Origin of the sequence: Nocardioides pinisoli (assembly GCF_024199985.1) — a bacterium.
Classification (GTDB): Bacteria; Actinomycetota; Actinomycetes; order Propionibacteriales; family Nocardioidaceae; genus Nocardioides; species Nocardioides pinisoli.
The window spans coordinates 56,829-80,547 of sequence record NZ_JANARS010000010.1 but is presented as its reverse complement, the minus strand read 5'-3'; the positions used below and the strand labels follow the sequence as shown (position 1 = coordinate 80,547).

Sequence of the window (23,719 nt, the reverse complement as noted above, 5' to 3'; positions counted from 1 at the left end):
GGTTCAGGCCAGCCCGAGCCGGACGGTGGACAACTCGCGCATCTCGACCTTGCGCACCTTGCCGGTGACGGTCATCGGGAACTCGTCCACGATCATCACGTAGCGCGGGATCTTGTAGTGGGCGAGCTTGCCGGTCGCGAAGGCCCGCACGCCGTCGGCGTCGAGCGGCTCGCTGCCCGGACGCATGCGCAGCCACGCGCACAGCTCCTCGCCGTACTTCTCGTCCGGGACGCCGACCACCTGCACGTCCTCGATGTCGGGGTGGGTGTAGAGGAACTCCTCGATCTCGCGCGGGTAGACGTTCTCGCCGCCGCGGATGACCATGTCCTTGATGCGCCCGGTGACCTGGACGTAGCCGTCGTCGGCCATCACGCCGAGGTCGCCGGTGTGCATCCACCCGTCGGCGTCGATCGCCTCGGCGGTCTTCTCGGGCTCGTCCCAGTAGCCGAGCATCACCGAGTAGCCGCGGGTGCAGAGCTCGCCGGCCTCGCCGCGCGGCACGACCTCCCCCGTCACCGGGTCGGCGATCTTGACCTCGAGGTGCGGGCAGACCCGCCCGACCGTGCCGACCTTGCGCTCGAACGAGTCGTCGGTGCGGGTCTGCGTGGAGACCGGCGACGTCTCGGTCATTCCGTAGCAGATCGTGATCTCTTCGATGCCCGCGGCGATGAGCTTCTTCATCATCTCCGCCGGACAGGGCGAGCCCGCCATGATCCCCGTCCGCACCGACGACAGGTCGTAGGAGTCGACGTCGGGCAGGGCCCACTCGGCGATGAACATCGTCGGCACGCCGTAGAGCGAGGTGCACCGCTCCCGGGCGACCGCCTCGAGGGTCAGCGCCGGGTCGAACCCGGGCGCCGGGATCACCATCGTGGCGCCGTGGGAGGAGCACGCCAGGTTGCCCATCACCATGCCGAAGCAGTGGTAGAAGGGCACCGGGATGCACACCCGGTCGGCCTCGGTGTAGCGGCACACCTCACCGACGAGGTAGCCGTTGTTGAGGATGTTGCGGTGGCTCAGGGTCGCGCCCTTGGGGAAGCCGGTCGTGCCGGAGGTGTACTGGATGTTGATCGGGTCGTCGGGCGCAAGGCTCGCGGCCCGCTCGGCGAGGTCGTCCGCCGACACGCCCTCGCCGTCGGCCAGCAGCCCGGCCCAGCTCTGCTCGTCGTCGAGGTGCACGACGCGCTCCAGCGCACGGTTCTCCGCGGCGGTCTCCTCCACCATCGCGCGGTAGTCGCTGGTCTTGAAGGACGTCGCGGAGACCAGCAGCCGCATGCCGGACTGGTTGGCGACGTAGGAGAACTCGTGGGTGCGGTAGGCCGGGTTGACGTTGACCAGGATCGCGCCGACCTTGGCGGTGGCGAACTGCACCAGGGTCCACTCGGCGCTGTTGGGACCCCAGATGCCGACCCGATCGCCCTTGCCGATGCCGGCGCCGATCAACCCGCGTGCGACCGCGTCGACGTCGCTCTGCAGCTGTGCCCAGGTCCAGCGCCGACCGGTCGCGCACTCGACCAGCGCCTCGCGGTCTGGGTGGGACGCGACGGTGCGGGCGAGGTTGTCGCCGACGGTCTCGTCCAGCAGTGCGGGCGTCGTCTCGCCACGGGCGTAGGAGTCCATCCTCCGAACCTAGCCCGGGACCGGGGCTCAGGTCAGCAGCAGCTTGTCGAGCCGTCGTCGTACGACGAGGAGGCCGAGGATCCCCATGACGACGAGGTAGACCACCGAGACGGCCGAGGCCCAGGTGATCACGCCGGTGGTGAGCTCGCGGCACAGCACCACCCCGCGGTAGAGCGGCGTGGCCTCGACCACCCACCGCAGCACGCCGTCACCGAACGCCTCGACCGGGAAGAACGTCGCGGAGAAGAGGAAGAGCGGCATCTGGGCGAGGGTGATCTTGTCGAAGTCCTGCCAGCTCGTCATCCACGTCGTCACGGCCATGCAGACCGCGGAGAACGCGAAGGCGATGAGGATCGCGGCGGGCAGGGCGAGCACGGCCCACCACGAGTGGGTCAGGCCCATCAGCGCCATGACCACGAGGAAGGCCGCGGAGTAGACCGAGCCACGCAGGAGGCCCCAGGTGATCTCGCCCCGCGCGATGTCGCCGGTGGACAGGGGCGTGGCGAGCATCTGGTCGTAGAGCTTCTCGTACTTCATCTTGAAGAAGACGTTGTAGGTGGAGTCGAGCAGCGCCCCGTTGAAGGCGGACGTGGCCAGCATGGCCGGCGCCACGAACTCGGCGTAGGGGACGGCCTCGCCGTGGAACTCGAAGGTGTCGATCAGCTGGCCGACACCGATGCCGATCGAGAAGAGGTAGAAGACCGGCTCGAGGAAGCCGGTGATGAAGAGCTTCCACGCGTCCTTGTAGACGACGTAGTTGCGCAGCACCAGCACCTTGGTGGCGGCGGCCGGCGAGAGCGGGGCGGGGATGCCCTGGACGAGTGCCACGTCAGACCTCCAGCCGGCGGTCGAGGTTGCGCACGGCGAGGAACCAGCCGACCACCGTCAGCGTGACGAGCACGACGACGTGCAGCACCACGAGCGACCAGTCGACCTGGCCGACGCAGAACATCCGCGAGAGCGAGACGCCGTGCCACAGCGGGGTCAGCCGGGCGATCCACTCCAGCACCGGACCCAGGTTGCTGATCGGGAAGAAGGCCCCGGAGAAGAGCGTCAGGGGGATGACGCCGAGCCGGAACAGCAGTCCGAAGCCCTCCTCGGACCTGAGCCGGGCGCTGTAGGCGAAGACGAGCGTGGCGAAGGCGAAGCCCACCAGGACCTGGGAGAGCCACGCGAGGATCGGTCCCCACCAGGTGGCGAAGACGCCGAACGGCGCGATGACGAGCATGAAGACCGCGCACGCCGAGGCGACCCGGAACATGACGAACCCGATGAAGGCGTTGACCAGGTCGCGCACGGCCAGCGGTGTCGCCAGCTGCGCGTAGAACGTCTTGTGCCACTTGATGGCGCCCATGACCGGGTACGTCGACTCGCTGACCGCGATCGTCATCGCGTGCGAGGCGACGAGGCCGGGGACGACGAAGGCGAGGTAGGAGGTCGCTCCCTCGAGCCGGTCGGGGTCACCCTCGATGAAGCCGCCGAGCAGCACGCCCATGGCCACGACGTAGAGCAGCGGCGTCAGGAAGCTGCTGACGACTCCCCCGCGCCAGGTGCGCTTGAGGACGGTGAGCCAGTAGTCGTACTGGCGGGCCATGCCTTCGCGTGCCGACAGGGCGCCGGTGGCGCGCTGGGCCGCGGTGGTCGTCGCGTCGGAGGCCATCAGTCCGCCAGGCTCCGGCCGGTGAGGCGGAGGAAGACGTCCTCCAGCGTGGAGCGACGCACCAGCGTGGCGATCGGGTGGAGCCCGCGGTCGAGGACCGCCGTGACGACGTCCTCACCGTGGTCGCTGTAGACGAGCAGCCGGTCGGGCAGCACCTCGACCCGCTCGCCGAGGTCCTCGATCTTCTCCGCGAGCGCCTCGTGCTCCCCCACGCCGAAGCGGAGCTCGGCGACCTCGCGGGTCGAGTGGGCGTCGATCAGCTGCCGCGGCGACCCCTCGGCGGCGATGAGGCCCTTGTCCATCACGACGAGGCGGTCGCAGAGCTGCTCGGCCTCGTCCATGTAGTGGGTGGTGATGACGAGCGTGACGCCGGCCTGCTTGAGCCGGAAGAGCTGGTCCCACAGCACGTGACGCGCCTGCGGGTCGAGGCCCGTGGTCGGCTCGTCGAGCAGCAGCAGGTCGGGGTTGTTGATCAGGCTGCGCGCGATGGTGAGCCGGCGCTTCATACCGCCGGACAGGTCCTCGACCTTGGCCTTGGCCTTGTCGGTGATCTGCGCGAACTCGAGCAGCTCCCGGGCGCGCTCGCGGCAGGTGGCGCGGTCGATTCCGAAGTAGCGGCCGTAGATGTAGAGGTTGTCGAAGACGTTGAGCTCGTTGTCGAGCGTGTCCTCCTGCGGGCACACGCCGAGCCGGCCCCGGATCGCCGGGCCGTCGGTGGCGGGGTCCATCCCGAGGATGCGCAGCTCGCCGCCGCTCACCGGGCTGACCGAGGCGATCATCCGCATGGTGCTGGACTTGCCGGCGCCGTTGGGGCCGAGGAAGCCGAACGCCTCACCCTTGCGCACCTCTACGTCGATGCCCTTGACGGCCTCGAAGTCACCGAACGACTTGCGGAGCCCCCGTGCCGAGATCATGGGTTCTGTCACGTGGCCCGACACTAGTTCAGAGTGCCGACATCGCGTGGCCCAACGAGCGCACGATCCGTCCGACATCGCTTCTCATCCGACCGGCCGCGGGCCCCACCGCTGCTCGTACGTCTCGTGCTCGGGCGCGTCGTCGCGGAAGTCGTAGGGGGAGCCGCCGTGCCGCAGCTCCCCGGAGGCGTCCACGACGCTCACCGTCACCACGTCCACCGGCACCAGGTCGCTCTGCCACACCACGCGGGCGACGTCCTGGACCACCCGCTCGTCGCCGGTCGACCGGGTCCGCAGCTCAACGGTGACCTCCGCCCCGTTGGTCGGCGAGGCGGGGTACTTCTCGAGCGTCCTGACGCGGCTCACGTCGGGAAGCCGCTCGATCCGCTCGCGCACCTGGGCCAGCTCCTCGACGCACTCCCCGCACCCGGGGTCGGTGCTGCCGGCGGACGCGCAGGCGGTCAGCGGCGCCACCGTCACCGCGACCGCGAGTGTCAGTGCGATCCGTCGTATCCTCGTCCTCCGCTCGGGCGAGGCGTTGCTCGGCTCGCTCGTCACCGGGTCACCTGGTAGGTCGAGACGCCGGTGACCGGGTCGCTGCCGAGGTAGCCATCCTGCTGCATGTGGCGGATCTGGTCCTGGATGGAGCCGTTCCCCGACGCGTCGGCGGCCTGGGCGCCCTGGACGTAGCGGTCGATGCCGTGGTTCCCGCCGACGTTGCTGGTGCCCTGGTCGAACTTCACGGTCGTGCGGTTGGGCTGGTCGGGGTTGTCCTCGCCGTCGAGCAGCGGCACCGCGTCGCCGCGGTTCTCCAGGTGGAGGGCGTGGGTGCCGTCCGGCAGGAGGGGCACCTGAGCCGTGGGCGACCCGGCGGTCACCACGTGCTGGACGTTGAAGTGGCGGGTGAAGTCGGGGTCCGCGGCCAGGGAGGTGGAGACCATGCCGCCCTGGGAGTGACCCACGAGCATGACGTCCTTCCCATCGAGCCCGGCGTCGAGCATCGCCTGCTCGATGCCGCGGCCGTAGGCGGAGTCCATGCCGCCGATGAGCTGGTAGCTGGTCTCCATGTCGCGGACGTGCTCGCCGTCCTGCGGGACCGGGCTCATGTCGTCGGTGCCGGGGATGTAGACGATGTAGCGCTCGTGGGGTGGCTGCCCGATCGTCTGGATCTGGATGGCGCCGTGCCTGCGAGGCTCGTCCTGGTCGAGGTCGTTGGTGTCGTCGAGCGAACGCATCAGGTCGGCGAGCGAGCCCGGTGCCGACGACTGGTTGTCACTCGGCGCGATCCCGGTGAGCTGGTGGACGTCGTAGTCCGTGTCGTCGCCCAGGAGCAGGGCGAGGAGCCGCGCCGCGTCGTTGGTGGTCGCCCCCTGGATCGCGCCGTCGCCGGGGTCGAGGAGCCTCGCGCTGCCCGTGACCAGGCCCCCGGTCAGGCCGTCGAGGAGCCCGCCGCCGCTGTTGACGAGGTGCTGGGCCAGCTCCGGGTGGTCGTGCACGAGCTCACCGAGCCCTTCCGTGAGCCGGTCCTGCAGGGCGGTCTGCTCGTCCGGCGGCAGCGTCGACCACCACGCGTAGCTGATCGCGCCGGCCACGAGCAGTGCGGGCAGGGCAGCGGCCAGCTCCCGGCCGACGAGCCGTCCCATGGTGTTGTCGATCGTCTCGCTCGTGCGCTCCGCGAGGGCGTCGCTCGCCCGGAACGCAGCCACGACCGCCCGCACGCCGAGCGCGTCGGCCTCGATGCCGACGGCCCGGACGGTCAGGCCGTCGGCGCCGGTGGTCGCGTCGAGCACGTGCACCTCGGCGTCGGCGAAGGACAGCGGGGCGAGCACCGACGACTCCAGCAGGTCGCCGTCGGCCATGACGCGGGCACCCAGGGCGGCCATCTCGACGAGGTCGCCGGCCTGGCGCTCGTAGCGCTCGGCGAGGACGAGCATCTGCTCGTAGCCGGCGTGGACGCCGTGGGAGCCGCCCGAGACGGACTCGATCGGGGGCAGGACGCGGGTGCTCACGACGTCACCTCCGCCGCGAGGACGGCCAGCGCCCGGGGCAGGTCGACGGCGCTCACGCGCTCGATGCGGACCATCGTCCAGCCGTCGCGCCGGAACGGGGTGAGGGAGCGCCACCCGCCGGGGAGCAGCACCCATTCGACGATCCCCGCCCCGGGACGGCCGCGCTCGCTGCGGCCCACCACGGTCGCGTGCAGGCGACCGCTCGACGACTGCTCGAGCTGCGCGTGCCAGTGGCGTACGTCGCTGTCGTCGACCGCGTCCAGCGTGTCGGGCGTCGCGCCGGCGCGGGTGAGGCCGGAGTGGTCGGCCACGAGCTGCTCCAGCAGGTCGTGACGGCGACGGCGCACGGCCTCGCCGGTCGCCAGCAGCAGCTCCCAGGGTGTCTCGACCACGTGCGGGAACGCCTCCGCGTCGGCTGCAGGGCGGAGGGTGCGGGTGTCCACGTGGGCGGCACGGCCGAGCTCGAGCCACCAGTCGTCGGCCGACAGCCAGGCCAGCTCGAAGGAGGTGCCGTCGGCGGTCGACAGGCACACGACCCATTCGTCGAGGTTGCGGTGCCAGCTGCGGACCCGCACCGTGCCGCGCCGCAGGACGACCAGCATCTCGAGATCGACGGCGAGGGCCGGCGCGTGCCACACCGCCAGGACGGCACTGCCCTCGGCGGTCGGGGTGCCGGCGTGGAGGAGGCCGGCGGCGGCGAGCGCGCCGTCGAGGTCGCCGTCAGGCACCGGCTGCTCGTGCGCGGCCGCGGCCGGCTCGCCGAGCCGGGAGTCGGGGCCGGTGGGTAGCCCGCTCGCGCCGACGATCCGGGTGGCGGGCGACTCGACGGCCGCGAGTCGGGCCAGCCGGTCGAGCGCGGCGCGGGGCAGTCGCACCCGACGCGGCGGGACGGCGCGCTGCTCGACCTCGCGCCCGCGGTCGTCGAGCCGGACCGGGCTCATCGTCCGGCTCCCGGCAGCCGGTCCGGCACGCGCAGCCAGTCCAGGTGGCCCTCGGGTGGCGGCTGGAAGCGTGAGAGCAGCTCGTCGACGGGGTCGGGGGCGACCGCCCTGACGACGTCGGCGACCCGACCGGCGAGATCGGCGACGCGGGACCTGGCGTCCTCCACCATGCCCCGCACACGGTGGGCGATCTCCCGGATGAGGTCCTGGAGCCGGTCGACCTCGTCGGCGTGGTGGCGCAGGGCCCGTGCGGCGTCGTCGTGCTCGTCTGCCGTACGACGCAGGGCGACGGCGCGCTCGGCCATCCGCTCGCGCATCGCCCGGGCGGCCCGGCCCTCCCACAGCACCTGGTCCGACGCGCTGACCAGTCGGTCGGCGTCGCGCCGGATCTCGCTGCCCTGCTCGGCCATCCGGCTGGCCAGCCTCCGGATGGCCGCGGTGTCTCCGTACATGTGCGTCTCCTCCCCCTCGGCGCCGTGGTGCGCCTGGGTGTCAGGTGCCCGGGCCGCACCGCCGGGAAACGGCGGTCCTGCGATCTGTGGACAACCCGGACGCATCGCCCGGGTGCCTAGGCTGGAGCCGTGGACGCCCCCGCCGTGGAGCCCGTGTCGCCGGACGCGCCGGCGATGACGCGGACCGTCGTGATGAGCCAGCGCTGGTGCGACGTGACGTTCGTGCACTGGGCGGTCGACCCGGACGAGGTGGCGGACCGCATGCCGTCCGGGGTGCGGCCCGACGTGCTCGACGGCCGGACCTACGTCGGCCTGATCCCGTTCCGCATGGTCGGCGCCGGCTTCGGTCACGGGCCCGCGGTGCCGTGGCTCGGGACGTTCCTCGAGACCAACGTGCGGCTCTACTCCGTCGACGCCACCGGCCGGCGAGGGATCGTCTTCCTGAGCCTCGACACCGACCGGGCGGCCGTGGTGGCGGGGGCCCGCGCCGCCCTGGGCCTCCCCTATCGGTGGGCACAGATGCGTCACCGCCGCGAGGGAGACGTCCACACCTACGACGCCCGCCTGCGTGCACCCGGACCGCGCGCCTCCAGCCACGTCGTCGTACGCGTCGGGGCGGCGCGCCAACCCACGGAGCTCGACCACTTCCTCAGCGGGCGCTGGGGGCTGCACACCCGCTGGTGGGGCCGCACCCTCCACGTGCCCAACCGCCACGAGCCGTGGCCGGTGCGCGACGCCGAGGTCATCGACCTCGACGACGAGCTGATGAGGTCGGTCGGACTGCCCGACCTCGCCTCGCGTCCACCCGACCACGTGGCGTACAGCCCCGGCGTGCGTACCGAGTTCGGCCTGCCGGGCGACGCCCGGCGACCACGGCGGCCCTGACCCCGCTCCCGGGGTTCAGGACCACCGGCGTGCCGCGTGCTGGGCGCGAGCGATGCCCGTGCCGAAGCACGCCAGGACGGCCGCGGCTGCCACGGCACACACGGCCGTTGCGCCGAGCGGGAGGTCAGGGCCCGCCACGACGCGCCAGACCGCCAGCGACACCCCGACCGCGAGGCCGAGGACGGCCGTCGCGAGCAGCCAGGGCTGGGCTGCCTCGTGGCCTGCGCGCCAGGCCTCGTCGGACGCGAGCGTGGCCCTCGTCCTGATGCCGACGAGCCGGTTGGGCCCCAACCCGTCGGTCCCGCCCAGCCGCGTCACGACGTACTGCAGCAGCGATGCCGCCGCGATCGGCAGCATGACGGCCAGCAGCACCGCCTGCACGGCGTCCATCCCGGTCTCCCCCCGAAGATCTGGTGACGCCGACCCTAGCATCGGTCCCCCGCCGCGCTCGCCTCACCCGGCGGCCGTCGCGCGGGGAGAACTGCGGCCGCGCGACCGGTCCATGCCCCGCCCACCTGTCGTCCCACCGCAGTTCTTCCGACGGATGGCGACGTCGGCGACGACGATCCGGACGACGACGGCCGACGACGGCCCAGACCCGACGACCGGAGCGCGCGGGGAGAACTGCGGCCGCACGACAGGTCCACGGCCTGCCCGCCTGTCGTCCGGCCGCAGTTCTCCGACGGATGGCGACGCCGACCGGCGACGATCCGTACGACGACGACCGACGTCGACCCGCCGACCGGCGGCCGGGCGGCTACCCCGCCGGCGTCAGCCGCAGCAGCCGACCCGCGCCCTCGTCCTCGAGCACCCAGATCGCTCCGTCCGGGCCCTCCTCGACGGCGCGGATTCGCGCGCCCATGTCGAAGACCTCGGTGTCTCCCGCGGTTGGACCGTCGAGGTCGACGCGCACCAGCGCCTCACCGGACAGCGCGCCGAGGAAGGCGTCACCGCGCCAGTCCTCGAACATCTCGCCGTCGTAGATCGTCAGGCTGCCGGGCGAGATGCTCGGGTTCCACGACCGTGCGGGAGCGGTGAAGCCGTCGCCCTCGGCGTGGTCGGGGATCTCCCCGCCGCCGTAGTCGCTGCCGTCGGACACCTCCGGCCAGCCGTAGTTGGAGCCGGCCTCGATGACGTTGAGCTCGTCGCCACCCTCGGGACCCATCTCCGACGACCAGAGCGTGCCGTCGGGGGCGACCTCGAGCCCGAGCGGGTTGCGGTGTCCCCAGGTCCAGATCTCGGCGCTCACCCCGCCCCTGTCGGCGAGCGGGTTGCCGGGAGCCGGCTCACCGTCGGGCGTGAGGCGGACGATCGTGCCGAGCGTGTTGGTGGTGTCCTGGGCCGGGGCCCCGAGCTGCCGGTCGCCGGAGGAGACGAAGAGGTGCTCGCCGTCCGGCGAGAAGGCGAGCCGGTGGCTGAAGTGCCCGTCGCCGTCCACCTTCGGCGTCTGGCGCCAGAGCACCTCGAGGTCGTCGAGCCGCGGCCCGCTGGTGTCGAGCTCGGCGCGGCCGACGACCGCGCCGGTCCCGCCGTCGCCGGCCTCGACCCAGCTCAGGTAGACCATCCCGTCCTCCGCGTACGACGGTGCGGGCAGGACGTCGCCCAGCCCGCCCTGGCCGGCGTCGACCACCTCCGGCACGCCGGCGACCTCGGTCCGCTCGCCGCTGTCCGCGTCGCGCAGGTGGAGCGTGCCGCTGCGCTCGGTGATCAGCAGGTCGCCGGTGTCGGGCAGGAACGCCATGGCCCAGGGCTCGTCGAACCGGTCGACCTCCTCGACGGCGAACGGCCAGCCGTCGTCGCCCTCCCCCGTCGCCGGGCCGAGCGAGCCGGAGGCGGCGGTGTCGCCCGAGCAGGCCGCGGTCAGCACGGCCACCAGTCCGGCCAGTGCGGGAGCGAGGGGCTTCATGCGTCCATGGTGCGCGGGGGTGGCAAGCGCGGCCCCGCCCGGAGAAGGATGTCGGGAAAAGACGTCGGAGAAATGTGCGACATCGATGTCGAGGTGCGCCGCGCCCGTTCGACGTACGTGCGAGAACACACCCACCGCACCACAGGAGGAACGAACAATGCCGCGATTCATGGGATTCGTCAGGATGGAGGAGAACATCGGCATGCCGCCGCAGTCGCTGTTCGACGCGATGGACGTCTTCATCGGGGAGCGCGCCGCCAACGGCTCGTTCCTCGACGGCGGCGGCCTCTTCGGCACCGAGGACGCCGTCAACTTCGTGGTCCGCCAGGGCCAGGTCACCCGCGTCGACGGGCCCTACGCCGAGGGCAAGGAGGTCGTCGGCGGCTGGTCGCTGATGGAGTACCCCAGCCTCGAGGAGGCCGTGGCCGACCAGCGGCTCTTCGCCGAGCTGCACGCGAAGCACTGGCCGGAGGCCACCGTGGTCTCCACGCTGCGCCAGGTGTCCGAGGGCCCGGAGGCTCCCGGCGACTGACGTCGGCTCACTACGCTGGCCGCGTGCCGGCAGGGACGACGTACGACGACCTCTCGGGGCCCACGGGGGTCGTGATCGCCACGTGGCGGGCCGAGTCGGCCCGCCTCGTCGGCGCCCTGACCAGGATGACGCGCGACGTCGACCTCGCCGAGGACCTCGCCCAGGACGCGCTCGTGGCCGCGCTGGAGCAGTGGCCGGTGTCCGGGATCCCCGACAACCCCTCGGCATGGCTGATGTCGACGGCGAAGCGCCGGGGCGTCGATCACTTCCGGCGCGCCGAGACGCTGCGCCGCAAGGTCGCCGAGCTCGAGCACGCGGAGGGTGAGGAGGCACAGGTGCCCGACCTCGACGCCCAGGTCGACCACATCGAGGACGACGTCCTGCGGCTGGTCTTCCTGTCCTGCCACCCCTCCCTGACCCCGGAGTCGCGGGCGGCGCTCACCCTGCGACTGGTCGGCGGCCTGACGACCGCCGAGATCGCGCGGGCCTTCCTCACCAGCGAGACCACGATGGGCCAGCGCATCTCCCGGGCCAAGAAGACCCTCAAGGACGCCCGAGCCGAGCTCGAGCTGCCGACCGGCGAGGAGCGGACGGCCCGCCTCGACGATGTCACGGCCGTGATCTACCTGGTCTTCAACGAGGGCTACACCGCAACGGCCGGCGACGACTGGATGCGGCCCGACCTGGCGGCCGAGGCGGTCCGGCTGGCTCGCATGCTCGCCGACCTCGCGCCCGACGAGCCCGAGGTGCTGGGCCTCCAGGCGCTGCTGGAGCTCCAGGGATCGCGCACCGCCGCCCGCCTCTCCCCCGACGGCACGCCCGTGCTGCTGGAGGCGCAGGACCGGTCGCTGTGGGACCAGCTGATGATCCGGCGCGGGCTCGCCGCGCTGCGGGCCGCCTCCGGGCTCGCTGCCGGTGGCAGGCCCGTCGGCCGCTACTTCCTGCAGGCCTCCATCGCTGCCGAGCACGCCGGCGCTGCGCGGGCCGAGGACACCGACTGGGATCGGATCGCCGCGTTGTACGACGTCCTGGCGCGGGCGGCGCCCGGCCCCGTCGTCGAGGTCAACCGGGCCGTGGCCCACGGGCGCGCGCACGGTGCCGCCGCCGGGCTGGCCGTGCTCGACGCGGTCGACGGCTCGCTGCTCGGCGACTCCCCGCTCCTGCCCAGCGTGCGTGGCGACCTGCTCGAGCGGGCCGGCCGGCACGAGGACGCCGCACTGGCCTTCGGCGAGGCGGCCGAGCTCACCCGCAACGAGGGCGAGCGCCGCGTGCTGCTGCAGCGGGCGGTGGACAACCGCGCCCGGGCCGACGGCTGAGCCGGGGACTGCGCGAGCACGGCGGGGGCGGACCTTCCTACCGGGCCTCCGGTAGGAAGGTCACCATGCGCATCCTCTTCACCGGCGGCAGCGGCAAGGCCGGCCGGCACGTGGCTCCCTACCTCGCCGAGCAGGGCCACCAGGTCACCAACGCCGACCTCGTGCCCCTCGACCATCCCGACGTGCACGACCTGCAGGTCGACCTCACCGACGCCGGCCAGGTCTACTCGGCGCTGGCCGGCCTGGCGACGTTCGAGGAGCTCGACCTGCCCCAGAAGCCGACCTACGACGCGGTCGTGCACTTCGCCGCCGTCCCGGCGATCCTGCGCACGGCCGACTCCGCGACCTACGCCACCAACGTGCTCAGCACCTACCACGTACTCGAGGCCGCGACCCGGCTCGGCATCCGCAAGGTCGTCTTCGCCTCGTCCGAGACGACGTACGGCGTCTGCTTCGCGCAGGGGGAGCGCAAGCCCCTCTACGTGCCCGTCGACGAGGAGCACCCGACCGTCCCCGAGGACTCCTACGCCATGTCCAAGGTCGCCAACGAGGTGACGGCGCGCTCGTTCCAGGCGCGCACCGGCGCCGACGTCTACGGCCTGCGCATCAACAACGTCATCGAGCCGCACGAGTACGCCGAGATGTTCCCGGACTTCCTCGACGACCCGGCGCTGCGACGTCGCAACATCTTCGCCTACATCGACGTGCGCGACCTCGGCCAGATGGTGCAGCGCTGCCTGGAGACCGACGGCCTCGGCTACGAGGTCTTCAACGTCGCCAACGCCGACATGTCGGTGGCCGCGACGACCGACGAGGTCATCGACCGGTTCTACGACGGGGTCGAGGTGCGGCGGGAGATGGGCCGCGACGAGACCTTCTACGCCATCGACAAGGCCCGCGAGCTCGTCGGGTTCGACCCTCAGCACTCGTGGCGCGACGTGCTGGGCGGGTGACCACGCGGCGGGTCACGACTTGCGACGTGCAGGTGCGCTGACCGCCCCCTGACGCCAACGGAGTCCTGGACCCCCATGGGTCCAGGACTCCGCCGGTCGGGTCAGGCGTGTCGGCTCAGGCCTGCTGGCCCAGCGCGAACTGGATGTTGCCGTCGTCGTCGACGCCACCGTCGAGCACCTTGTCGGCGAGGAACTCCGAGGCCGGTCCGTCGACGTAGACCGTGGCGCCGTCCTGCTCGATGACCTGGTCATCGGACTCGGCGTGGTCGGCGGGACTCACCGTCAGGGACTGGCCGTCCGACTCGGTGGCGATGCGGAGCGCCGAGATCTCCGGCACTTCCTCGGCCAGCTTCTTGACGATGTCGGTCACGTTCTCGGTGAGAGCAAGCACGGGCTCTCCTTCCGTAGGGAGAATGTGTCCCCTCCACCATGACGCGGACGCAGACCCGAGGCAAACCGGGCCGGCCTCACAGCCGCGTCCGGCTACCAGGTGGTGGGCTTCTCCGGGGCGAACAGCCAGGTGTGGAAGAACGCCGAGAGGTCCTGGCCGGACTCCTCCTCGAAGACCGCGATGAAGTCGTCGGTCGTCCCGGTCGAGTCGTCGTACGTCTCGAGCCACTCGCGCGTCGCCGCGAAGAACGCCTGGTCGCCGACCTTGACGCGCAGCGCGTGGAGCGTGCCCGCCCCGCGGTTGTAGACCTGCGTCGCGAAGAGGCCGAGCGGGCCGGGATCGCCGATGGGCAGCGCCCAGTAGGCCGCCGTGCGGGCCGGGGCGTACCAGCTGGCGAACGCCTGCTGCGCGGTGGTGCCACCGTTCTCCTCGGCCCACAGCCAGCTGGCGTAGGTGGCCCAGCCCTCGTTGAGCCAGATGTGCTGCCACGTGTCGGGGCTGACCGCGTTGCCGAGCCACTGGTGCGCGAGCTCGTGCGCGACCGTTCCCTGCGACGCCTGTCCCGAGTAGACGGGCCGGGTCTGCGTCTCGAGGGCGTAGCCGACGCTGTCGTTGTCGACGATCGAGCCGTAGGAGTTGAACGGGTAGGGGCCGAAGCGGGACTCGAAGAAGTCGATCATCCGTGCCTGCAGCGCCAGGTTGGTGTTCGTGTTGGCGAGGGCGTTGCCCGTGATCTTGGCGTCGACGAAGTCGAGGATCGGCACCCCGCTCGCCGAGGTCGTCACCGGTCGTCGGACGAAGTCACCGACGGACGCCGTCGTGAGATAGCTGGCCTGCTGGTCCGGGGCCTCCCACGACCAGGTCGTCTCCCCGTCCGCCGTCACCGGCTCCCCGGCGGGCAGACCGTTGGCCACCGCGGTCTTGCCGGCGGGCACCGTGATCTCGAAGCTGTAGCTCGCCTTGTCCCGCTGGTGGTCGTTGACGGGGTACCAGGTCATCGACCCCTCCGGCTCGCTGACCACCATCGCGCCGTCACGCGTGGTCACCCAGCCGTAGAGCGCACCCTCGATGTCGGTCGGGCGCGACGTCTCGCCGCCGTAGGTGACGACCACCCGCGCCGGCTGCCCCGCCTTGAGCTTGGGCCGCGGCTGGACCGTCAGCTCCCACCGGCGGTTCGCGTCGTCCTGGACCTGCCAGTACGCCGCTCCCTCGACCTCGACGCCGTCCGCGGGCGGCTCGATGCCGGTGGCGCGCTTCCCGTTGATCGCCAGCCCCGACACCGTCATGCCGCGCAGGTCGAGGTTGAAGCGGTCGAGGTCCTGACGCGCCACGAGGTCGATCGTCGCGACGCCGTCGAGCCGACCGCGGATCTGTGACAGGGGCGTGGGGGGAACCGTCGCCACCGGGGGCACGTAGTCGATGTCGAGGTCGTAGTGCGTGACGTCGTAGCCGCCGTTGCCTGCGAGCGGGAAGTAGGCGTCACCCGCTCCGTCCGCGCCGGCGGTGTAGCGGGGGCCGGGCCCGGCCGGTGCGGCCGCGGCTCCGACCGAGGCGAGGACCCCTGCGGCGAGCCCCGCCGCGACGAGCACCCGGGACGTGCGGACGAGTGATCCCATGGCGCGACCTCCATGTCGTTGGGGCACGGCGCCCACCTCGCGACAGTACGCCCGGGCTGCGGCGGGGGCGTCTCCCAAATCGAGGATGTCCGCGCCGCCTGACGCGCGTCCCGTGGCGCCGTGCCGGTCAGAGGAACGACGCGGTCTCCAGCTCGCTGATGCGGGTGCGGAGGCTCGCCTCGGCCGAGCGCCACAGCGTCGCGGAGTGCGCGTGGCGGTGCTGCACGGCGGTGCCTGGGCGCGCGCGGTCACGGCAGGCCTCCTGCTCCAGCGCGCGCTGCGCGAAGACCTCGGCGGCGCGAGCGAGCTCACGGACCACCGTGGCCGTCTCGTCCAGCACCACAGCTGTCATGTCGCCAGCGTGCACGAACGGCAGACCGTCGCCGCCGCTCACGTCCGAACATGCCCGATTTGGTGGCCTTCCGGCGCGGCGGACCCCGCCCTGGGGGCGGGGCCGTTGTCGGACCCCGGTGTCAGACTGCTCCGCATGAGTGCCCTCGACCGCTTCAGTGCGCCCACGCGCGCGTGGTTCGAGGCGTCCTTCGCGAGCCCTACCCCGGCGCAGGAGGGCGCCTGGGACGCCATCGCCGCCGGCAAGAACGCGCTGGTCGTCGCGCCGACCGGCAGCGGCAAGACGCTGAGCGCCTTCCTGCACGCGATCGACCGCCTGCTCAGCTCGGAGCGGCCCGACGACAAGTCCCGGCGCACCCGCGTGCTCTACATCTCGCCGCTGAAGGCGCTCGGCGTGGACGTCGAGCGCAACCTGCGCGCCCCGCTGACCGGCATCCGCAACACCGCCGAGCGGCTCGAGACCACGGTGCCCGACCTGACGGTCGGGCTGCGGTCCGGCGACACCAGCCCGGCCGATCGTCGCAAGCTCGGCACCACGCCGCCCGACATCCTCATCACCACGCCCGAGTCGCTGTTCCTCATGCTGACGAGCCAGGCGCGCGAGACACTGCGCGGCGTCGACACCGTGATCATCGACGAGGTGCACGCAGTGGCCGGCACCAAGCGCGGCGCCCACCTCGGCATCAGCCTCGAGCGCCTCGACCACCTGCTCGAGAAGCCCGCCCAGCGCATCGGCCTCAGCGCCACCGTGCGACCGCTCGAGGAGGTCGCCCGCTTCCTCGGAGGCACCCAGCCGGTCGAGATCGTGGCCCCGCCCAGCACCAAGGAGTGGGACCTGCGCGTCGTCGTGCCCGTCGAGGACATGACGATGCCCGAGGACTACGACGAGGAGTCCGGCGACCCCGGCCGGGCGACGAGCATCTGGCCCCACGTGGAGGAGCACGTCGTCGACCTCGTCGAGCAGCACCGCTCGACGATCGTCTTCGCCAACTCCCGGCGGCTCGCGGAGCGGCTCACCGCCCGGCTCAACGAGATCGCGGCCGAGCGAGCCGAGGAGGCGGATGCGGAGCAGGCCGCGGCTCCGGGCCGGGCGCCTGCCCAGGTGATGGCCCAGTCGGGCCAGAGCAGCGGCGCCGAGACGGTCATCGCCAAGGCCCACCACGGCTCGGTCTCCAAGGAGCAGCGCGCCGTCATCGAGGAAGACCTCAAGCGCGGCCGGCTCCCGTGCGTCGTGGCGACGAGCAGCCTCGAGCTCGGCATCGACATGGGGTCGGTCGATCTCGTGGTCCAGATCGAGTCCCCGCCCAGCGTCGCCAGCGCGCTGCAGCGCGTCGGTCGCGCCGGTCACCAGGTGGGCGAGGTGAGCCGTGGGGTGCTGTTCCCCAAGCACCGCGGCGACCTCGCCCAGACGGCCGTGTCGGTCGAGCGGATGCGGTCGGGAGCCATCGAGAAGATGGCGGTCCCGGCCAACCCGCTCGACGTGCTCGCCCAGCAGGTCGTGGCCGCCCTCGCGATGGAGGAGTGGCAGGTCGACGAGCTCTTCTCGCTCGTCACGCGCGCGGCGTCCTACACCCAGCTCCCCCGCTCCGCCTACGACGCGACCCTCGACCTGCTCAGCGGCCGCTACCCCAGCGACGAGTTCGCCGAGCTGCGCCCGCGCATCGTGTGGGACCGCGTCACCGGCCAGCTCAGCGGCCGACCCGGCGCCCAGCGACTGGCCGTGACCAGCGGTGGCACCATCCCCGACCGCGGCCTGTTCGGCGTCTTCCTCGTCGGCGAGAAGGCCAGCCGGGTCGGCGAGCTCGACGAGGAGATGGTCTACGAGTCGCGGGTGGGCGACATCTTCGCCCTCGGCGCCACGAGCTGGCGGATCGAGGACATCACCCACGACCGGGTGCTCGTCACCCCCGCACCCGGCATCCCCGGTCGCCTGCCGTTCTGGAAGGGCGACGCCCTCGGGCGTCCCGCCGAGCTCGGGGCGGCCGTCGGCGCCTTCACCCGCGAGCTCGCCGCCAAGCCCGCGGCGACGGCGATCGAGAGCGTCCGCGAGCGCGGTCTCGACACCAACGCCGCCACCAACCTGGTCACCTACCTCGGTGAGCAGCGCCAGGCCACCCAGGTCGTGCCGAGCGACACCCAGGTCGTCGTCGAGCGCTTCCGCGACGAGCTGGGCGACTGGCGCCTGGTCGTCCACTCCCCCTACGGCACGCCCGTCCACGCACCGTGGGCGCTGGCCATCAACGCCCGGCTGCGCGAGCGCTTCGACGTCGACGGTCAGGCCGTCGCCTCCGACGACGGCATCGTCATCCGGATCCCCGACACCGACGCCGAGCCGCCCACCGGCGAGGTCATCGTCTTCGAGCCCGAGGAGATCGAGCAGCTCGTCACGCAGGAGGTCGGCGGGTCGGCGCTTTTCGCCAGCCGCTTCCGCGAGTGCGCCGCCCGCGCGCTGCTGCTCCCCCGTCGCGACCCCGGCCGTCGCAGCCCGCTGTGGCAGCAGCGCCAGCGCAGCGCCCAGCTCCTCGAGGTGGCGTCGAAGTACCCCGCCTTCCCGATCGTGCTCGAGGCCGTGCGCGAGTGCCTGCAGGACGTCTACGACCTCCCGGCCCTGGTGGCCCTGCTCGGCCGCGTGCAGCGGCGCGAGGTCAGCGTCGTCGACGTCGCGACCACCCAGCCCAGCCCCTTCGCGCGCAGCCTCCTCTTCGGCTACGTCGCGCAGTTCGTCTACGAGGGCGACTCCCCCATCGCCGAGCGGCGCGCCGCCGCGCTCTCCCTCGACCAGGGACTGCTCGCCGAGCTCCTCGGACGTGCCGAGCTCCGCGAGCTGCTCGACCCGGAGGTGCTGACCGAGGTCGAGGCCGAGCTGCAGTGGCTCGCCCCCGACCGCCGCGCCCGCGGGGCCGAGGCCGTCGCCGACCTCCTGCGCCTGGTCGGGCCGCTCTCGGTCGACGAGATCCGGGCGCGGTCGGTCGACGGCGCCGACGTCGAGGGCTGGCTCGCCTCGCTCGACCGCCGCGTCGCCCTCGTGCGGATGGCCGGCGACGACCGGTGGACCGCGATCGAGGACATCGGCCGCCTGCGCGACGGGCTCGGCGTGCCCGTCCCGGTCGGCACGCCCGACGCCTTCCTCCAGCTGCCCGACGACCCGCTCGGCGACCTCGTCTCGCGCTACGCCCGCAGCCACGGCCCGTTCACCACGGCCGAGGTCGCCGCCCGGCTCGGGCTGGGCGAGGCCGTCGCCCGCCAGACCCTCCAGCGCCTCGCCCACCGCGGCCGGGTGCTCGACGGTGAGTTCCGCCCCTCGGGCTCCGGCACCGAGTGGTGCGACGCCGAGGTGCTGCGCAAGCTGCGTCGCCGGTCGCTCGCCCGCCTCCGGCAGGAGATCGAGCCGGTCACGCACGACGCGGTGGCACGCTTCCTGCCCGCCTGGCAGCGTGTCGGCGGCTCCCTGCGCGGCGTCGACGGCGTGGTCGCCGCCATCGACCAGCTCGCCGGCTGCCCTGTCCCGGCCAGCGCGCTCGAGCCGCTGGTGCTCGCCGCCCGCGTCCGTGACTACGAGCCGTCGATGCTCGACGAGCTCACCGCCTACGGCGAGGTCATCTGGACCGGTCACGCCCCGCTGCCCGGCAGCGACGGCTGGGTCAGCCTCCACCTCGCCGACCAGGCCCACCTGACGCTGCCCGAGGTGGAGGGCGACGAGCCCGACGGGCTGCGACGAGCCCTCCTCGACGCGCTCGACCCGGGTGGCGCGTGGTTCTTCCGGCAGCTCGCCGACCGCGTCGGATCGACGTCCGACGCCGAGCTCAGCGCCGCGCTGTGGGACCTCGTCTGGAGCGGTCTGGTCACCAACGACACGCTCTCGCCCCTCCGCGCCCTCGTCCGCAGCGGTACGCCGTCCCACCGCACCCGTCGTACGCCGCCGCGGCTGGGCAGGACCACCCGCGGGCGGATGCCCGCGCGCACCGGTCCTCCGGAGACGGCCGGCCGCTGGGCGCTGCTGCCCGAGCGCGACGGCGACCCGACGCGGCGCGCGCACGCCCGCGCCGAGCACCTGCTCGAGCGCCACGGCGTCGTCACGCGCGGCGCCGTCGTCAGCGAGCGGGTGGCGGGCGGCTTCGCCGGGGTCTACAAGGTGCTCAGCGCCTTCGAGGACACCGGACGCTGCCGACGGGGCTACTTCATCGAGGGCCTCGGGGCCGCACAGTTCGGCAGCGCGGGTGCGATCGACCGGCTGCGCACCTTCGCCGAGCCCGACAGCGCCACGTCCGGCACCAAGCCGTCCGTGGTCGCCCTCGCCGCGACCGACCCGGCCAACGTCTTCGGCGCGGCGCTGCCGTGGCCCGATGCCGGCGACCCCGAGCGCACCGGCCACCGCCCCGGTCGCAAGGCGGGGGCGCTGGTCGTCCTGGTCGACGGCGCGCTGACGGTCTACGTCGAGCGCGGCGGCCGCACGCTGCTCACCTGGAGCGACGACCTCGACGTGCTCACCCCCGCGATGGCGGCGCTGGCCGACGCGGCCCGACGCGGGGCGCTGGGCCGGCTGACGGTCGAGAAGGCCGACGGGCAGGCGCTGATCGGCAGCGGCGGCGAGACACCCATCCGGCTCGCGCTCACCGCGGCCGGCTTCCTGGCCACCCCCAAGGGGCTGAGGCTGCGTGCCTGAGGGAGACACCGTCTACCGCGCGGCGGCCAAGCTCGACCGGGCCCTGACCGGTCACCGGCTGACCGTCACCGACTTCCGGGTGCCCGCCTTCGCCACCGTCGACCTGCGCGAGGGCACCGTGATCCGCACGCTCTCGCGCGGCAAGCACCTCCTCACCCGCGTCGACCACGAGCGCGCCTGGACGATCCACACCCACCTCAAGATGGAGGGCTCGTGGCACGTCTACCCCGACGGGGAGCGGTGGCGCCGGCCCGACACCCAGGTCCGGCTGGTCCTCGGCATCGAGGGTCGCAAGGCCGTCGGGTTCCAGCTGGGCATCGTCGAGCTCGTGCCGCGCGAGCACGAGGCCGACCTCGTCGCCCACCTCGGCCCCGACCTGCTCGGCCCCGACTGGGACGAGGACCGGGCCGTCGCCAACCTCCGTCACGAGCCGGCCCGACCGATCGGCCAGGCGCTGCTCGACCAGCGCAACCTCGCGGGCATCGGCAACATGTACATGGCCGAGCTGTGCTTCACCATGGGCGTCAACCCGGCCAGTGCCGTCTCGACCGTCGACCAGCTCCCCCGGCTCGTGCGGCGCGGTCGCCAGATGCTCGAGGTCAACAAGGAGCGGGCCATCCAGACCACGACGGGCGACCTGCGCGAGCGCGAGCGCATGTGGGTCTACCGCCGCGACCGGTCGCCGTGCCGCCGGTGCCGCACCCCCATCGAGGTCACCATGCTCGGTGAGCCCGGGCGTGAGCGCGCGACCTACTGGTGTCCCAGCTGCCAGCCGGAACGCTGACGTCGGGGGCGGTGCCGCGGATGGAGAAGGTCAGGCCGCGGAGGCGACCACGTCGCCGGCGGGACGTGCGGTGCGGATCGGCGTGCTGACGACCAGGCCGACGGCAGCCTCCTCGATCGACACGGCGTCCGCGACGTCGCGCAGGACGTCGGACAGCGGGAGGTCCATCGCCTGGCACAGCGACGCCAGCAGCTCGGAGGACGCCTCCTTCTGGCCGCGCTCGATCTCGGAGATGTAGCCGAGGCTCACCCGCGCCTCCGCCGAGAGCTCCCGGAGGGTCATCCCGCGCTGCATCCGCGCGCTGCGCAGCACATCACCGAGCAGTCGTCGGAAGAGCACCATGCGCGAGTCCTTACTCTCGGAACGTCCGGTTGAGGGAAGTCTCTGCCCCAACGCTACCCGAGGCCTCCTTCTTCCCGCCGACTCACCTCGAAATGACCTCGACCTGGTCATCCCTCCAGCTCGCGGGCGAGGAGCTCGAGGACGGCCACGCACGCCGCCTGCCGGATCGCCGACCGGTCGCCCGACAGGTCGAGCAGGCGGGCCGTGGCTCCCCGCGGTCCGGCGAGCGCGACCCAGACGGTCCCGACCTCCCGTCCCTCCTGCCGGTCGGGTCCGGCCACGCCGGTGGTCGCCAGCCCCCAGGTCGCGTCGAGCCGCCCGCGCACCCCCCGGGCCATCGCCAGCGCGCACTCCTCCGAGACCACGCCGTGCTCCGCGACCAGCTCGTCCGGCACACCGAGCACCGCGACCTTGACCCGGGTGGCGTAGGACACCACGCCCCCGACGAAGCTGCGGGAGGCGCCGGGCACGTCGGTGAGCCGCGCCGACAGCAGGCCACCGGTGAGGGACTCCGCCGTCGCGAGCGTCTCGCCGCGACCCGCCAGGGCCTCGAGGACGCGCGCGGCCACGGTGCCGTCCGGCTCGCCTGACCACATGTCGGCGAGACTAGCCGCATGGCACTCCCCATCGAGGACTACGCGCTCATCGGTGATCGGGGCACGGCCGCCCTGGTCGGCAAGGATGGGTCGATCGACTGGCTGTGCCTGCCGCGCTTCGACTCCCCCGCCTGCTTCGCCGCGCTGCTCGGCACCGAGGAGAACGGCCGCTGGCTCCTCGCCCCCGCGGACGAGGTGGTCGCCACGAGCCGGCGCTACGTCGACGGCACGGCGTTGCTGGAGACGACGTTCACCACCGCCGACGGTGAGGTCGTGCTCCTCGACGTGATGCCGGTCGGCGACGGGCGCGCCGACGTCGTACGCCGCCTCACCTGCACCCGTGGCACCGTGCGGATCCGCCACGACTGGGTCGTCCGCACCGACTACGGCCTCGTGCGGCCCTGGGTGAGCCGCGAGCACGCCCACGGCCAGGAGGTGGTGGTCGCGGTCGCCGGGCCCGACAAGTTCGTCCTCCGCGGCCCGCACCTGCCGAAGGGCCACCACGGCCACCACAGCGAGGAGTTCGTCCTCACCGAGGGCGAGGAGGCCACCTTCTCCACCACCTGGGTGCGCTCGTGGTGCGAGGTGCCGGAGCCGCTGGGCTTCGACGAGCGCATCGACGCCACGACCGACCGTCAGCGTGCGTGGTCGGCGCAGGCGCCCGACGACGTCCCGCACGCCGACCTGGTGGGGCGCAGCCTGCTCACCCTCCTGCTCATGACGCACGCCGAGACCGGTGGCATCGTGGCGGCGCCGACCACGTCGCTGCCGGAGGACTTCGGCGGCGAGCGCAACTGGGACTACCGCTACTGCTGGCTGCGGGACGCCGCGCTCACTCTCGAGTCGCTGCTCGGGGCGGGCTACGACGGGGAGGCGCACGCGTGGCGCAACTGGCTGTTGCGCGCCGTCGCCGGCGACCCCGCCGACCTGCAGATCATGTACACCGTCGACGGCGGTCGCCAGCTCCCCGAGCGCGAGGTGACCCACCTGCCCGGCTACGCCGGGAGCAGGCCGGTGCGCATCGGCAACGGCGCCGTCTCCCAGCGGCAGAACGACGTGCTCGGCGAGGTGATGATCGCGCTCGAGCTCGCCCGCGACGCCGGCCTCGAGGAGACGCACAACTCCTGGGCCCTCCAGCTGGCCCTCGTCGACGACCTCGCCGACCACTGGGACGAGCCGGACCACGGGCTGTGGGAGATCCGCGGTCCGCAGCGGCACTTCACCCACTCCCGCGTCATGGTGTGGGTGGCCCTCGACCGGGCGGTCAAGGCGATCGAGCGCCATGGGCTGCCCGGTCCGGTGGACCGGTGGCGCGACCTGCGCGGCCGGCTGCGCGAGGAGATCCTGGACAAGGGCTTCGACCACGAGCGGGGCACGTTCACCCAGCACTACGACACGACCGCGGTCGACGCCTCGCTGCTCACGATCCCGCTCGTGGGGTTCCTGCCGGGTGACGACCCGCGGGTGCTCGGGACGATCGACGCGGTGATCGCCGACCTCGAGGTCGACGGGCTCCTGCTGCGCTACCGGACCGAGACGGGGGTGGACGGGCTCTCCGGCGACGAGCACCCGTTCCTGGCCTGCTCCTTCTGGCTGGTCTCCGCCCTCGCGGCCGCCGGTCGCCGCGACCACGCCCTCGCGCTGATGGACCGCCTGTGCGGGCTGGCCAACGACGTCGGGCTGCTCTCGGAGGAGTACGACGCCACGCACGGCCGGATGGCCGGCAACTTCCCGCAGGCGTTCAGCCACCTCGCGCTCGTGCAGGCGGCCCTCGCCCTGCGCTGAGGA

Annotated in this window: 22 protein-coding genes; 7 read left to right on the top strand and 15 right to left on the bottom strand. The window is 72.7% G+C overall.

The window, feature by feature from the left end; genetic code table 11:
• Positions 1-3: 3 nt before the first annotated feature.
• From NCI01_RS19215 to NCI01_RS19180, 8 genes are all read right to left on the bottom strand, one after another.
• The gene (locus NCI01_RS19215; RefSeq protein WP_254183104.1) at positions 4-1,620 is read right to left on the bottom strand and encodes an AMP-binding protein; all 1,617 of its coding nucleotides are present in this window, start codon (positions 1,618-1,620) and stop codon (positions 4-6) included.
• A gap of 27 nt (positions 1,621-1,647) precedes the next feature.
• The gene (locus NCI01_RS19210) at positions 1,648-2,448 is read right to left on the bottom strand and encodes an ABC transporter permease (protein ID WP_254183103.1); all 801 of its coding nucleotides are present in this window, start codon (positions 2,446-2,448) and stop codon (positions 1,648-1,650) included.
• Between the two features lies 1 nt (position 2,449).
• Positions 2,450-3,280 (bottom strand): ABC transporter permease, encoded by an 831-nt coding sequence (locus NCI01_RS19205; protein ID WP_254183102.1) that lies wholly within the window; start codon positions 3,278-3,280, stop codon positions 2,450-2,452.
• Positions 3,280-4,206 (bottom strand): ABC transporter ATP-binding protein, encoded by a 927-nt coding sequence (locus NCI01_RS19200; RefSeq protein ID WP_443689966.1) that lies wholly within the window; start codon positions 4,204-4,206, stop codon positions 3,280-3,282. Before NCI01_RS19200 ends, NCI01_RS19205 begins: the two co-directional genes overlap by 1 nt.
• A 72-nt stretch (positions 4,207-4,278) precedes the next feature.
• A complete protein-coding gene (locus NCI01_RS19195) occupies positions 4,279-4,752 on the bottom strand; it encodes a hypothetical protein (RefSeq protein WP_254183101.1) in 474 nt (157 codons plus the stop codon).
• Complete coding sequence (locus NCI01_RS22860) at positions 4,749-6,203, bottom strand: PGAP1-like alpha/beta domain-containing protein (RefSeq protein ID WP_254183100.1); 1,455 nt, start codon at positions 6,201-6,203, stop codon at positions 4,749-4,751. The genes NCI01_RS19195 and NCI01_RS22860 overlap by 4 nt, the downstream gene beginning before the upstream one ends.
• A complete protein-coding gene (locus NCI01_RS19185) occupies positions 6,200-7,144 on the bottom strand; it encodes a hypothetical protein (RefSeq protein ID WP_254183099.1) in 945 nt (314 codons plus the stop codon). The genes NCI01_RS22860 and NCI01_RS19185 overlap by 4 nt, the downstream gene beginning before the upstream one ends.
• The gene (locus NCI01_RS19180; RefSeq protein WP_254183098.1) at positions 7,141-7,596 is read right to left on the bottom strand and encodes a WXG100 family type VII secretion target; all 456 of its coding nucleotides are present in this window, start codon (positions 7,594-7,596) and stop codon (positions 7,141-7,143) included. Before NCI01_RS19180 ends, NCI01_RS19185 begins: the two co-directional genes overlap by 4 nt.
• Positions 7,597-7,725: 129 nt before the next feature.
• On the opposite strand from NCI01_RS19180, the gene NCI01_RS19175 reads away from it, so the two are divergent.
• Positions 7,726-8,481: a YqjF family protein gene (locus tag NCI01_RS19175; protein ID WP_254183097.1), complete on the top strand. Its 756-nt coding sequence runs from the start codon at positions 7,726-7,728 to the stop codon at positions 8,479-8,481.
• A gap of 15 nt (positions 8,482-8,496) precedes the next feature.
• Here NCI01_RS19175 and NCI01_RS19170 read toward each other — a convergent pair whose 3' ends face one another.
• The gene (locus NCI01_RS19170) at positions 8,497-8,871 is read right to left on the bottom strand and encodes an SdpI family protein (RefSeq protein ID WP_254183096.1); all 375 of its coding nucleotides are present in this window, start codon (positions 8,869-8,871) and stop codon (positions 8,497-8,499) included.
• Positions 8,872-9,238: 367 nt separating this feature from the next.
• Entirely contained in the window at positions 9,239-10,387 is a 1,149-nt protein-coding gene (locus tag NCI01_RS19165) for a PQQ-dependent sugar dehydrogenase (protein ID WP_254183095.1), read from the bottom strand.
• Positions 10,388-10,556: 169 nt separating this feature from the next.
• Between NCI01_RS19165 and NCI01_RS19160 the strand changes: the two genes are divergently transcribed.
• From NCI01_RS19160 to NCI01_RS19150, 3 genes are all read left to right on the top strand, one after another.
• Entirely contained in the window at positions 10,557-10,919 is a 363-nt protein-coding gene (locus NCI01_RS19160; protein WP_254183094.1) for a YciI family protein, read from the top strand.
• Between the two features lie 23 nt (positions 10,920-10,942).
• On the top strand, positions 10,943-12,235 hold the full coding sequence (locus NCI01_RS19155) for an RNA polymerase sigma factor (RefSeq protein WP_254183093.1): 1,293 nt from the start codon (positions 10,943-10,945) through the stop codon (positions 12,233-12,235).
• Between the two features lie 65 nt (positions 12,236-12,300).
• Positions 12,301-13,188, top strand: a complete 888-nt coding sequence (locus tag NCI01_RS19150) for an NAD-dependent epimerase/dehydratase family protein (RefSeq protein WP_254183092.1) — start codon at positions 12,301-12,303, stop codon at positions 13,186-13,188.
• 115 nt (positions 13,189-13,303) lie between these two features.
• Here the strand turns inward: NCI01_RS19150 and NCI01_RS19145 are convergent, their stop codons facing one another.
• From NCI01_RS19145 to NCI01_RS19135, 3 genes are all read right to left on the bottom strand, one after another.
• Complete coding sequence (locus tag NCI01_RS19145) at positions 13,304-13,579, bottom strand: Fe-S cluster assembly protein HesB (protein WP_254183091.1); 276 nt, start codon at positions 13,577-13,579, stop codon at positions 13,304-13,306.
• Between the two features lie 92 nt (positions 13,580-13,671).
• A complete protein-coding gene (locus NCI01_RS19140; protein WP_254183090.1) occupies positions 13,672-15,195 on the bottom strand; it encodes a M1 family metallopeptidase in 1,524 nt (507 codons plus the stop codon).
• Positions 15,196-15,322: 127 nt separating this feature from the next.
• Positions 15,323-15,547 carry a hypothetical protein gene (locus tag NCI01_RS19135; protein WP_254183089.1) on the bottom strand — a complete coding sequence of 75 codons (225 nt, stop codon included), beginning with the start codon at positions 15,545-15,547 and terminating at the stop codon, positions 15,323-15,325.
• Between the two features lie 135 nt (positions 15,548-15,682).
• On the opposite strand from NCI01_RS19135, the gene NCI01_RS19130 reads away from it, so the two are divergent.
• Positions 15,683-20,209: an ATP-dependent helicase gene (locus tag NCI01_RS19130; protein ID WP_254183088.1), complete on the top strand. Its 4,527-nt coding sequence runs from the start codon at positions 15,683-15,685 to the stop codon at positions 20,207-20,209.
• Positions 20,202-20,993: a DNA-formamidopyrimidine glycosylase family protein gene (locus NCI01_RS19125; protein ID WP_254183087.1), complete on the top strand. Its 792-nt coding sequence runs from the start codon at positions 20,202-20,204 to the stop codon at positions 20,991-20,993. The genes NCI01_RS19130 and NCI01_RS19125 overlap by 8 nt, the downstream gene beginning before the upstream one ends.
• A 30-nt stretch (positions 20,994-21,023) precedes the next feature.
• Here the strand turns inward: NCI01_RS19125 and NCI01_RS19120 are convergent, their stop codons facing one another.
• Both NCI01_RS19120 and NCI01_RS19115 read right to left on the bottom strand, forming a co-directional pair.
• Positions 21,024-21,335: a helix-turn-helix domain-containing protein gene (locus NCI01_RS19120; protein WP_254183086.1), complete on the bottom strand. Its 312-nt coding sequence runs from the start codon at positions 21,333-21,335 to the stop codon at positions 21,024-21,026.
• A gap of 107 nt (positions 21,336-21,442) precedes the next feature.
• A complete protein-coding gene (locus NCI01_RS19115; RefSeq protein WP_254183085.1) occupies positions 21,443-21,931 on the bottom strand; it encodes a CinA family protein in 489 nt (162 codons plus the stop codon).
• 18 nt (positions 21,932-21,949) lie between these two features.
• On the opposite strand from NCI01_RS19115, the gene NCI01_RS19110 reads away from it, so the two are divergent.
• Entirely contained in the window at positions 21,950-23,716 is a 1,767-nt protein-coding gene (locus NCI01_RS19110; protein WP_254183084.1) for a glycoside hydrolase family 15 protein, read from the top strand.
• Positions 23,717-23,719 lie beyond the last annotated feature (3 nt).